This window comes from Flavobacterium aeripolare, from assembly GCF_013294025.1.
In the GTDB taxonomy this organism is placed as follows: Bacteria; Bacteroidota; Bacteroidia; order Flavobacteriales; family Flavobacteriaceae; genus Flavobacterium.
In genome coordinates this window covers 113708-126473 of record NZ_JABSNL010000013.1, presented here as the reverse complement: position 1 = coordinate 126473, position 12766 = coordinate 113708, and the positions used below count along the sequence as shown (strand labels likewise).

Below are 12766 nucleotides of genomic sequence, written 5' to 3'. Positions count from 1 at the left end.
GAGGTACCACTAAAACCCAAACAGCAATGTTTGGGTTTTTTGTTTTATACAAAAATTGAAAAGCATAACTCACTGGTTCTTCCGATGCATCGGAACTGGAGGTACCACCAAAACCCAAACAGCAATGTTTGGGTTTTTTGTTTTAGAAGAAAATTGAAAAGCACAACTCACTGGTTCTTCCGAAGCATCGGAACTGGAGCTACCACTAAAACCCAAACAGCAATGTTTGGTTTTTTTGTTTTAGAAGAAAATTGCACATCGTTTTCAACTTATTGGCAATTTGCTTTAATGACAGCTTGATCAATCACATAGCCTAGGCAACAACTAACACTTAAAAAACGCTATTTCTAATTAGTACATCTTCTCTTCATTAATCAAGTTGGCTTAACAGCATTCTTGTTCAATCCAACTCAAATCACCAATCAAAATTTACTAACTGCGTACTTTTCATCACTATATTCAATAAAAAACCACAATTACTAAACTTACCGTAATTTTATTTTAAAATAATTATCAAATTCTCTTTACTATAATTGCTAATTTAATATATTTATGCAAAATAAGTATATATGGAGATTTTAGCCTGTCCAAAATGTCAAAGCGACCACATCATTAAAAGTGGTGTTATCAACAATAAACAAAGGTATCTATGTAAAAAATGCCGCTACTTTTTTACGGTAAATAAAATAGGCAAAAAGATAGATGATTATTACGTAACTAAGGCACTTCAGCTATACCTTGAAGGGCTTAGTTATCGAGAAATAGAGCGCATCATTGGGGTGTCGCACGTAACAATAAGCAACTGGGTGAAATCATTCAATATCAAGAAACCATCTCATGGTAATTATCATCCTACTTACAAAATATTGAGTCACTTAGAGTTAGTTGAATATATAAAAAAGAAGGAACAATTATCTGGTGCAGGGATGATTATTACAGAACTAGGAGATAAATTCATGCTTATTAAGTGGGAACGATTTAAAGACTAACTATACTACTTAACATTTATATATAGCATTATTTTTTTTATTAACAAAAATTTAGAATTTGGTACAATGAAAACGATTTCGAACCAAATTAAATTTAAGATGAAAAAAGTTTATTCTATTGCGATATTTTTATTGCTATCCCTTAAAGGATTCTCACAAGGCTCACCAGATTATGGCTCTGGGATGAAATTCAATTTAAATGATGACGGTTCAAAATACCTTCGCGTACTTTCATGGGGACAGGTTTGGGCACAATACAACTCTGACAAACCACTTGATGCAAATGGCAACGAACAAGCTGATTTAGACTTTAGCGTGAGGAGAGCTAGGGTATTATTATATGCTCAAATCAATAAGGATTTCATGATTGTAACCCATTTTGGTCTTAACAGTCTTAATACCTCAAACCTAACACCTACAGGTAAGGGAGAAAGTTCTCAATTGTTCATGCACGATGCCTATGTACAATATAGTCTAGGATCAAAAAATGCGGTTGGAGCCGGACTTCACTACTGGAATGGAATATCGCGTTTAAACAATCAAAGCACTTTAAACCTATTAACATTAGACAATCAACGTCAAGCATGGGCAACACTAGGCTTATCTGATCAATTTGCTAGACATATAGGTGCATTTGCAAAGGGATCTTTTGGAAAACTACAATACCGTGTTGCAATAAATGGGGCGGCTACAAATAATCTTGAAGGCGCAAACCTACCTGTTAATGGAGGACCTGCCATTTATAGTGGCGCACGCTTATTAGGCTCTAAAGAATCTGGCCGTACATACGCTGGTTATTTCGAATATGAAATTTTAGATTCAGAAAGCAACTTACTACCGTATAAAGTAGGGACTTACTTAGGTACTAAAAAAGTATTTAATATTGGAGCTGGTTTCTTCTCACACCCTAACGGATCTGTTATTGCAGATCTTGCAGGAAATTTATCTGGTCAAGATGTAACTATTTTAGGACTAGATGCATTTTACGATGCACCTGTGGGACAAAAAAACGCAGCAATTACTGCTTATGCCCTTTACCAAAATTCAGACTACGGACAAAACTACAGACTAGGAACAACTTATGAAACTGGTTCTATGCTGCATGGCCACTTAGGATATGTACTCCCAGGAAAATCTAAAACGCGTTTCCAACCTTATGTTTCCTATGACCACAGAAAAATTGATGCAATAAACGATCACGCTTCACAAATAGGTGCTGGTGCTAATGCTTTTTTTAGCGGTCACAACTCTAAACTTACTTTAGAATACCAATCTTTAAAGTACGCTACAAACAAAGCGGTCAACACAGTGACTTTACAAGCAATGATTTATCTATAATCTAACCACTTAAAACTAGCTATTATGAATTCAGATCAAGACAAAGCCACAGCCTACTGGAAAGAAAACCTTAGGTACTTACTCATTTTATTAAGCATTTGGTTTGCTGTATCCTACGGAGCAGGAATTTTATTCAAAGAATCGTTAGATACGATCAAATTAGGTGGATTTCCGCTAGGATTTTGGTTTGCTCAACAAGGTTCAATTTATGTTTTTGTCATCTTAATTTTTGTCTATGTTCGACTCATGAACAAACTAGATAAAAAGTACGGTTACGACGAATAATTTTTAACAAATAAAAAAGACACTATCATGGATTTACAAACTTGGACCTATATAATTGTTGGGCTTACTTTTGCTCTGTATATCGGAATTGCGATTTGGTCGCGTGCTGGATCAACTAAAGAATTTTATGTGGCTGGTGGTGAGATCTCACCTCTAGCAAACGGTATGGCAACAGCCGCTGACTGGATGAGTGCTGCCTCATTTATTTCGATGGCAGGAATCATTTCCTTCGATGGATATGATGGCGCTGTATACCTAATGGGATGGACTGGTGGATACGTTTTACTCGCCTTGCTACTCGCTCCCTACTTAAGAAAATTTGGAAAATTTACAGTTCCTGATTTTATAGGAGAACGTTACTACTCTAATAGCGCAAGAACAGTCGCTATTATCTGTGCACTAGTAGTATCTTTTACCTATGTAGCGGGACAAATGCGTGGTGTAGGACTAGTGTTTTCTAAGTTCTTAGAAGTCGACATTAACACTGGAGTAATTATAGGAATGGTGATTGTATTATTTTACGCCACTCTGGGTGGTATGAAAGGAATCACATATACCCAAGTAGCGCAATACTGTGTACTAATATTTGCTTTCATGGTTCCTGCAATTTTTATTTCGATACAAATGACTGGAAACCCTGTTCCTCAATTAGGAATGGGAGGAAAAATAACTGGATCAGACACCTACTTACTAGATAAATTGAACAGCTTATCTACAGAACTTGGTTTTGCCACTTACACTAATGGAACAAAATCAATGATTGACGTATTTGCAATCACCCTCGCCTTAATGGTAGGAACTGCAGGCTTACCGCACGTAATTGTTCGTTTCTTCACCGTAAAAAGGGTAAAAGACGCTAGAAAATCAGCAGGATATGCCTTAGTATTAATTGCTATTTTATACACTACTGCACCAGCAATTGCTGTATTTGCAAAAACGAATTTGATCGAAACCGTAAACGGAAAAGAGTACGCATCAATGCCAGCCTGGTTTACTAAATGGGAAACGACAGGACTACTAACATTTGAAGATAAAAATGGTGATGGCAAAATTCAATATTACAACGACAAATCTAGTGATGTCGCTTTTATGGAAGCGCAAGCAGCCAAAGGAAATAAAGGTAGCGAACTAACAATTGACAAAGACATTATGGTACTTGCAAACCCTGAGATTGCCAACTTGCCTAACTGGGTAATTGCACTTGTTGCAGCGGGAGCTTTGGCAGCTGCTTTGTCTACTGCTGCAGGATTGTTATTAGTAATTTCAGCATCAGTATCACATGATATTATTAAAAAAATGGTTAACCCAAATATCTCTGAAAAAGGAGAATTATGGGCTGCTCGTGGCGCTGCTGCAGTGGCGGTAATTATTGCAGGATATTTTGGAATTAATCCTCCAGGATTTGTGGCTGCCGTAGTCGCACTTGCCTTTGGTTTAGCAGCTGCATCATTGTTTCCAGCAATCATTTTGGGGATTTTTGACAAAAAAATGAATAAAGAAGGAGCAATTGCAGGAATGGTAACGGGTCTGTTATTAATGTTATTTTACATGTTGAAATTTAAATTTGGATTATTCGATGGCGGAAAAGATGCTGTCGCAGAATTGAAATCATCATGGTGGTTTGGTATCTCGCCAGAAGGTTTTGGAACCGTAGCAATGATAGTCAACTTTGTAGTTGCTTTTATTGTAAAAAGTTTTACAGCTGCACCGCCACTTCATGTTCAAGAAATCGTAGAAAATATCAGAATCCCTTCTGGAGCAGGGGAAGCTACACATTAATAATTATTTTATTTTAGATACAATCTCTACACCATCGTGTGGAGATTGTATTATTTAATTTTATGAAAAAACGCCACGAACAAAAATTGATTATCCTTTCAATATTAATGTTATTAGTGTTGAATATTCCTTTATTGTTATTATTTGATAGCGCAGCAGCCATTGGCGGTTTCCCTATTATTTACTTGCATATATTTTCGGCTTGGTTATTTTCTGTTGGCATTACATTCCTCATTATAAAAAGATATTATGAGTAGTATAGGGCTCCTTATTATATTAGCACTCTATGTTTCTATGTTATTCTACATAGCGCACTGGGCTGAGAAAAAAAGTCATTCAAAATGGACAAACAATGCCTATATCTACTCTTTCTCGTTAGCCGTTTATTGCTCAGCTTGGACGTATTATGGAAGCATTGGTGTGGCAGCAACCTCAGGTCTCAGCTATCTTACAATTTACGTAGGTCCAATAATAATTATCCCTACCTGGATGATTATTTTAAAAAAGATCATTCGTATTTCTAGAGTCAATAAAATTACAAGCATCGCCGATTTTATTTCGCTACGCTACGGCAACAGCCGATTTCTAGGTGCATTAGTCACTTTAGTGTGCATTTTTGGGATTTTACCGTACATTGCTTTACAATTAAAATCAATTTCAGATACTTTTAATATAGTCACTAGAACAGCATCTAGTACTAATATTTTCAGTGATACCACAACCTACGTATGTCTTGCACTAGCACTTTTTGCTTCCTATTATGGAACAAAATATGTGGATGCTTCTGAGAAAAGACGAGGCATAGTAACCGCGGTGGCGATCGAATCTATTTTAAAATTGATCTTCTTTTTAATCATTGGTTCTTACGTTACCTTTTATGTCTTTGATGGTTTTGACGATATTTATGTTAAGGCATCATTGTTAGAGAATTTTGCACAAAAAAATACCATAGGCGGACTATCCGAAGGACTAAACTGGTTTTTTCTTTGTGTCTTGTCAATGTTTGCTATTTTCCTTTTACCGCGACAGTTCCATACTTCGATTGTAGAGAATAATAAAGAGAAACACATACAAACAGCCATTTGGCTTTTCCCTTTATACTTACTACTTTTTAATATTTTTGTATACCCAATAGCTTGGGGAGGCAATATATTATTTGAAGGACAACGGTTAAATGCCGACACCTATTCCCTACTGATACCGCAGTATTTTGACAATAAGTTCCTAACAGTGATGGTTTTTCTAGGTGGTTTTTCGGCTGCAATTTCGATGATAATTGTTTCGTCAATCTCACTAGCTACTATGCTAAGCAACAATTTATTAATTCCCTATGGTTTCGTGGGATCCTTGCAAGATGTCTCACAAGAAAAAAACAGCAAGCGTATTGTTCTTTCGAGAAAAATAGGAATCTTTCTTTTAATCATTTTTGCGTATGCTATTTACCGCGGTTTTGTTTTAGACTATTCCTTAGTATCAATCGGTTTGGTGTCCTTTGTTGTAATTGCACAGTTAGCTCCAGCCTTTTTTGGAGCCATATTTTGGAGAAGAGGCTCAAAGAAGGGCGCTGTAACCGGAATCATTTTAGGATTTATTGTCTGTTTATACACCATCTTGATTCCGTATGCTATAGGAGTTACTAAGTCTTCTAGTACGTTTATTCAAGAAGGTCCGTGGGGTTATGGTATGTTCAAGCCCTTTGCAATCTTCGGCCTTGATTACCTAGAGCCCATTCCGCATGCTTTCTTTTGGAGTATGTTGCTAAATGTAATGAGTTACCTCGCTATTTCGGTTAGTTTCAAAGGCAATTATAGAGAACGCAATTATGCCGAAATGTTTGTGGATATCGACAAATACATTACCAATCATGAAAATGCATTTGTGTGGAAAGGGATCGCTTATGTTTCTGATATTCAAAAGGTATTAAAAAGATTCTTGGGAGAAGCACGCACCGCTAGAGCATTAGCATTTTTTAACGCTAAGTACAATGTGGATAAAAACAACAATACGGCTGATGCCAAATTTATCAAGTTTGCCGAGAATTTATTAACGGGTCATATAGGTACGGCTTCCGCCAAAATTCTAATTGCAAGCGTGATCAAAGAAGATAAAATTAGCCTGCCAGAAGTACTAAGAATTTTAGAAGAATCAAAGGAGAACCTTATCATTAATAAAAAACTCACTGATACTTCGAGAGCTCTAAAAACAATTTCGGAACAATTAAAAGATGCTAATATAGAATTAGTAAATAAGGACATACAAAAAGATGAATTCCTAGACACCGTAACTCATGAGCTGCGAACGCCTATTACAGCAATTAGAGCAGCAAGCGAGATTTTACATGACGATGACGACATACCGCTAGAAGTGAGAAAGCAATTTTTAAAAAGCATTATCACAGAGTCTGATAGATTGAACCGCCTAATTGATAAAATTCTAGATTTAGAAAAATTTGAAACAGGAAAACAAAAATTATATCTGTCTAAAAACGATATCCTAAAAACAATTTCAAACACATTGCTCCCTTTGCAGCAATTGATTAAAAACAAAAACATTCAAGTTGATTTCAATAGAGGTAGCAAAGAAATAAAAGCGTTTTATGACGAAGAAAGAATGATTCAAGTGATTCAAAATCTAGTTTCTAATGCCATAAAATTCGCATCAGAAGAAACAGGAAAAATCACTATTACGGTTACTGAAGAACAGCAAAATGTAGTAGTTAAAATATACAATAACGGTAAAGAGATTAAAGCTGAGGACAGAGAAAGCATCTTTGATAAATTCTATCAGTCTCGCGATCAAAATGTAAAAAAGCCTATAGGTAGCGGACTTGGTCTTGCAATTTGCAAACAAATTATTGAACTGCATAAAGGCAAAATCTGGACAGAAAAAACTACTGCTGGTGCCACCTTTATATTCACATTACCCAATTACAACACAAAAGAAAACAGTCCTTTATGAAAAAAATTTTAATTGTAGACGACGAACCTAACATAGTCATGTCACTCGAATATACTTTTAAAAAAAATGATTTCGAAGTTTTCATTGCTCGTGACGGTTTAGAAGCCTTAGAGATAGTAAAGACACAACAACCTGACATAATCATTCTTGATGTGATGATGCCTATGGTTGATGGTTATGCCACACTAGAACAAATAAAGAACAATCCAAAGCTTAGCCACTGCAAGGTGGTCTTTCTCTCGGCAAAGAACAAGCAGCAAGACATTGACAAAGGGCTAGAACTAGGAGCTAACTTATATGTAGTCAAACCTTTTTCGATAAAAAAATTAGTAGAACAAGTAAATGATTTAATCCAATAAAAAATAATCGCCTTATGAATTACAACGATTTTTACAACGAGAGCATTCATGAGCCAGAGCAATTTTGGGCAAAACAAGCCGAACAGATTGCTTGGTATATAAAACCAGAAATCATTTTATCAAAAGATGAGAATGATTATCCGCTGTGGTTTGAAGATGGCGAGCTCAACCTATGTTATTTAAGTGTCGACAAACATATTGAAGATGGTTATGGCGATCAAATTGCTTTAATATATGACTCACCAGTTACGCAAACAGTAAAAAAATATAGCTACACCGACATCAAAACAGAGGTCGCAAAACTCGCTAGCGGCATGCTCGCTCTAGGGTTAAAAAAAGGAGACACTGCCATTATTTACATGCCTATGATTCCCCAAACGGCTTTTGCTATGTTAGCATGTGCTAGAATTGGTATAGTTCATTCCGTAGTTTTTGGCGGATTTGCTCCCCATGAACTAGCGGTAAGAATTGATGATTGCAAACCTAGGTTGATTATTACTGCCTCATCTGGAATTGAATTTGACCGTCTTATTGCTTACAAACCTCTTGTCGATGAAGCAATCGAACTAGCCACACATCGTCCTAAAAAAGTGATTGTTTTTAATCGAAAATTAGGCGCTCGCGTTCCCTTCAAGAAATACGATGTTGACTATGACAATTTAGTATATGGATCTGAAGAAACTCCTTGCGTTCCACTAAAATCAAATCACCCCTCTTACATACTCTACACTTCAGGAACCACTGGAAAACCTAAGGGAATTGTTAGAGACACGGCTGGTTATGCTGTGGCACTTTTATTTTCGATGAAATACATTTATGATGTTCAACCAGCAGAAACTTTTTGGGCAGCGTCAGATATGGGTTGGGCTGTAGGACACAGTTACATCCTGTACGGCCCCATGCTAAACCGAACCACCACGATCATTTTTGAAGGAAAACCTATTAAAACTCCTGATGCAAGTACGTTCTGGAGAGTAATTGCAGATCATAAAGTGAATACCATGTTCACTGCCCCTACTGCCATTAGAGCCATAAAAAAGGACGACCCTGATGGAGAATTTATAAAAAATTACGACCTCAGCAATTTAAAAAAACAATTTCTTGCTGGCGAACGTTGCGATAGTGCAACAATAGAATGGTACCAAAAACACATTCCTATCCCGGTAATTGATCACTGGTGGCAAACAGAATCAGGTTGGCCCATGGTTTCTAACTCATTGGGAGTAGAAAAAATGAAGGTTAAAAGTGGGTCTGCTACAAAAGCCGTTTGTGGATATGACATTAAAATCTTCAATGAAAATGGGCAAGAATTAGGTCCTAATGAAGAAGGCTTTGTAGTTATAAAACTACCGCTTCCTCCTGGAAATATGCTCGGAATTTGGAACAATCAAGAACGCTTTAAAAGTAGTTATTTTACTAAATTTGATGGATACTATTTGTCCGGTGATGGCGGATATAAAGATGAAGACGATTACATTTTTATCACAGGTAGAGTTGATGATGTGATAAACGTTGCTGGGCACCGTTTTTCTACTGCAGATATGGAGGAAGTTGTATCTTCACATAACGAAATTGCAGAGTGTGCAGTAATTGGTATTCACGACGAACTAAAAGGGCAAGTACCTTTTGCATTGGTAGTGACCAAATCAAATACCGAAATGAGTCATTTTCAATTGCAACAAGAAATAGAAAACCTAGTACGACACCAGATAGGCGCTGTGGCATCCTTAAAAAGTTGCGTTGTTGTTAAAAGGTTACCAAAAACTAGATCTGGAAAAACATTAAGAAGATTATTGCGTAGCTTAGCTGATGGAGAAGCGTACCAAATCCCTTCTACCATTGACGATGAAAGTATTATTGAAGAAATTGAAGACGTATTAAAGGAATATAAAATTGGTTTTTATAAAACCACATAAAGACAAATAACATGAGTCGCTATAAAATAAATAACCTCGAAGAGTATTTTAAAGAATATAAAAAATCGGTGCGCGAACCTAAAAAATTCTGGGACAAGATTGCCTCTGAAAATTTCACTTGGTACCAGCAATGGGATAAAGTAGTCGATTTTAATTTGGCTGAAGCCGAAGTAAAATGGTTTACAGAAGCAAAAGTCAACATTACAAAAAACTGCATCGACAGACACCTGGCTAAAAAGGGAGATAAAACTGCCATAATTTTTGAACCAAACGACCCTAAAGAGGAAGCACAACACATAAGCTATAATGATTTACACCTGCGTGTGAGTAAAATGGCTAATGTTTTAAAAGAACAAGGTGTCACTAAAGGCGACCGCGTATGCATCTACTTGCCTATGATTCCTGAACTAGCCGTAGCAACATTAGCTTGCGCTAGAATAGGTGCTATTCACTCAGTGGTATTCGCAGGATTTTCAGCTTCTGCTGTGGCAACAAGAATAAAAGATAGCCAGTGTAAAATAGTCATCACCTCTGATGGTGGTTACCGTGGAAATAAAACCATTGATCTTAAAGAGATTATCGACGAGGCTTTGTTAGATTGCGAGTGCGTCAAAACAGTTCTAGTGGTGAAGCGCACAAACAATGCGGTGACTATGATAGAAGGTCGTGACCAGTGGTTGCAGCCACTTTTAGATGAAGCATTAGAGAATAACGTAGCGGAGATCATGGATGCAGAAGATCCTTTGTTTATTCTTTATACATCTGGATCTACTGGAAAACCAAAAGGAATGGTGCACACTACAGCTGGTTATATGGTTTACACCGCTTATACTTTTAAAAACGTTTTTAACTACGAAGAAAATGACATCTACTGGTGTACTGCTGATATCGGTTGGATTACTGGACACTCGTACATTCTCTACGGCCCTTTATTAAACGGAGCTACGACGGTGATTTTTGAAGGCGTTCCTTCTTACCCTGACTACAGTCGTTTTTGGGAAATTATAGAAAAACACAATATTACCCAGTTTTATACTGCGCCTACTGCCATTAGAGCATTGGCCAAAGAAAGCTTAGATTATGTTCAAAAATTCCCGTTGAAGTCCTTAAAAGTGATTGGATCTGTGGGCGAACCTATTAACGAAGAAGCTTGGCACTGGTACAATGACCACGTGGGAGACAAAAGATGTCCAGTTGTCGATACCTGGTGGCAAACAGAAACTGGTGGAATTATGATTTCGCCAATCCCGTTTGTAACCCCTACAAAACCTACGTATGCTACGTTGCCATTACCTGGGATCCAACCCGTTTTAATGGATGAAAAACGAAATGAAATTGAAGAGAATCAAGTAGTAGGAAGTCTTTGCATTAAATTTCCATGGCCTGGAATTGCACGTACTATTTGGGGAGATCATCAACGTTACAAAGACACTTACTTCTCTGCTTTTCCAGGAAAGTACTTCACTGGTGATGGAGCTTTACGTGATGAGGTAGGTTATTATCGAATAACCGGGCGTGTGGATGATGTTGTAATAGTATCAGGACATAATCTAGGAACTGCACCAATCGAAGATGCAATCAATGAGCATCCTGCTGTTGCAGAGAGTGCAATCGTAGGTTTCCCACATGATGTTAAAGGAAATGCATTGTACGGATTTGTGATTCTAAAAGAAACTGGAGAACAAAGGGATCGTAACAACCTTATAAAAGAGATCAATCAACAAATTTCTAACCAAATAGGACCTATAGCTAAATTAGACAAAATACAGTTTGTATCAGGCTTGCCTAAAACACGCTCGGGGAAAATTATGCGCCGCATTCTACGCAAAATCGCCGAAGGAGAATTTGATAATTTTGGTGACATCACCACCTTATTAAATCCGGAAATTGTGGATGAAATTAAACAAGGGAAATTATAATTTACATATTCGAAAAGAAACAAAAAAAGCTACTTCATCACTGAAGTAGCTTTTTTTATATTCTTGTAATTCTTGAAAAATTGTAGTTTTAAGAATACCCTTTATCCTTGATTAGGAATCATTAAGTAACTACCGTCTAAATCATTGAAGTAAATTACATACTTAGATTTAGCCACCGGAATATTTGCACTTCCCGCAGCATTAGAACTCATACCAGAGAAAGCCGTAGTTGCTCCCCATGCTACATCCCAACTATCATTAGCTCTAAATTTTAACTCCCCTTCTTTAAGGCTAGTGATTCCTAAAGACCAAATGTGTTTGTCAAAAGTAGATTGCACCATTGCAGTAGAGCCATCCCAACCTTTTGGAGTGCTACTACCAATAATTCCAATAGTAGTGTAAGCAGGAGCTGCAGTTGCAATATAAGGTACTAAGGTGTACTTCAACGTTTCGATGTTCATTGTAAAAGTATAATACCCACTTGTGGCAATTTCAAAACTAACTGGGTCAGCATCTGCATCAGAACCACGGTATACTAATGATCCATTTTTTCCACCGTACATAGGGATCCAATTCCCTAAATCTCTGATTGTTTTAAACGCACCCGCTTTGAAGTATCCCGTGAATTTATATTCCTTTGGGTCAGTTGCACTTCTAAAAAGGATTTGGTTGCCCTTATTATTGTCCCATCCAGAAACAGTTGCATCACCTACTAAATACCATTCTTCAAAATTGTAATCTACTCTACCTGAGTACGGCGTCACGGTAATGGTTGCAATCTTTGTTGATTCTTGTATTCCGCCAGAAGCTACTTTTGATCTAATCATAATGTCAAACGAACTAACCTCATCTGGTTTTCCCCCTAAATCAATTGCAGATTGGTTCAATTGCTTCACAGATACTGATGTGCTCAATACATTCTTAGTAGTTGCTAGTGTAATAGGCGCTGTAAAATCACCACCTTGCTTGTCCATCAATACGGTATAATCAACTGCTACTGCAGCGCTATATTCCGCCGATGACCATGAGAACATAGCGGCTTCTTTTGAAGCGTCTTCCTCTAGTAAAACAAAGGCATCACCGGTTTTTGGCGATACTACTTCTGGAATCGCTGTACCGCTTAATACTGGGCGGTTATCAACATCATCTGCATTACAAGCCACCGTTAAAACACTGACAAATGCGATTAGAAATTTACTTATCTTTTTCATCTTATTATTTTT

At 37.0% G+C, this 12766-nt stretch carries 9 protein-coding genes; 8 read left to right on the top strand and 1 reads right to left on the bottom strand.

What is annotated here, in order from left to right; translation table 11 throughout:
* The first annotated feature begins 569 nt into the window (after positions 1 to 569).
* The 8 genes from HNQ00_RS14500 to acs all read left to right on the top strand — a co-directional run bounded on the left by HNQ00_RS14500 (position 570) and on the right by acs (position 11543).
* On the top strand, positions 570 to 989 hold the full coding sequence (locus HNQ00_RS14500) for an IS1/IS1595 family N-terminal zinc-binding domain-containing protein (protein ID WP_173839224.1): 420 nt from the start codon (positions 570 to 572) through the stop codon (positions 987 to 989).
* Between the two features lie 99 nt (positions 990 to 1088).
* Positions 1089 to 2327, top strand: coding sequence for a porin family protein (locus HNQ00_RS14495; RefSeq protein WP_173839223.1), 1239 nt, complete (start codon positions 1089 to 1091; stop codon positions 2325 to 2327).
* A gap of 24 nt (positions 2328 to 2351) precedes the next feature.
* The gene (locus tag HNQ00_RS14490; RefSeq protein WP_173839222.1) at positions 2352 to 2612 is read left to right on the top strand and encodes a DUF4212 domain-containing protein; all 261 of its coding nucleotides are present in this window, start codon (positions 2352 to 2354) and stop codon (positions 2610 to 2612) included.
* Between the two features lie 27 nt (positions 2613 to 2639).
* Positions 2640 to 4391 (top strand): sodium:solute symporter family protein, encoded by a 1752-nt coding sequence (locus HNQ00_RS14485; protein WP_173839221.1) that lies wholly within the window; start codon positions 2640 to 2642, stop codon positions 4389 to 4391.
* Positions 4392 to 4640: 249 nt separating this feature from the next.
* Positions 4641 to 7349, top strand: coding sequence for a sodium:solute symporter family transporter (locus tag HNQ00_RS14480; protein ID WP_173839220.1), 2709 nt, complete (start codon positions 4641 to 4643; stop codon positions 7347 to 7349).
* Positions 7346 to 7708, top strand: coding sequence for a response regulator transcription factor (locus HNQ00_RS14475; protein WP_173839219.1), 363 nt, complete (start codon positions 7346 to 7348; stop codon positions 7706 to 7708). Before HNQ00_RS14480 ends, HNQ00_RS14475 begins: the two co-directional genes overlap by 4 nt.
* Before the next feature lie 14 nt (positions 7709 to 7722).
* A complete protein-coding gene (locus HNQ00_RS14470; RefSeq protein ID WP_173839218.1) occupies positions 7723 to 9624 on the top strand; it encodes an acetate--CoA ligase in 1902 nt (633 codons plus the stop codon).
* Positions 9625 to 9635: 11 nt separating this feature from the next.
* The gene (gene acs / locus HNQ00_RS14465; RefSeq protein ID WP_173839217.1) at positions 9636 to 11543 is read left to right on the top strand and encodes an acetate--CoA ligase; all 1908 of its coding nucleotides are present in this window, start codon (positions 9636 to 9638) and stop codon (positions 11541 to 11543) included.
* Between the two features lie 101 nt (positions 11544 to 11644).
* Here acs and HNQ00_RS14460 read toward each other — a convergent pair whose 3' ends face one another.
* Positions 11645 to 12754: a SusE domain-containing protein gene (locus tag HNQ00_RS14460; RefSeq protein WP_173839216.1), complete on the bottom strand. Its 1110-nt coding sequence runs from the start codon at positions 12752 to 12754 to the stop codon at positions 11645 to 11647.
* Between the last annotated feature and the right edge of the window lie 12 nt (positions 12755 to 12766).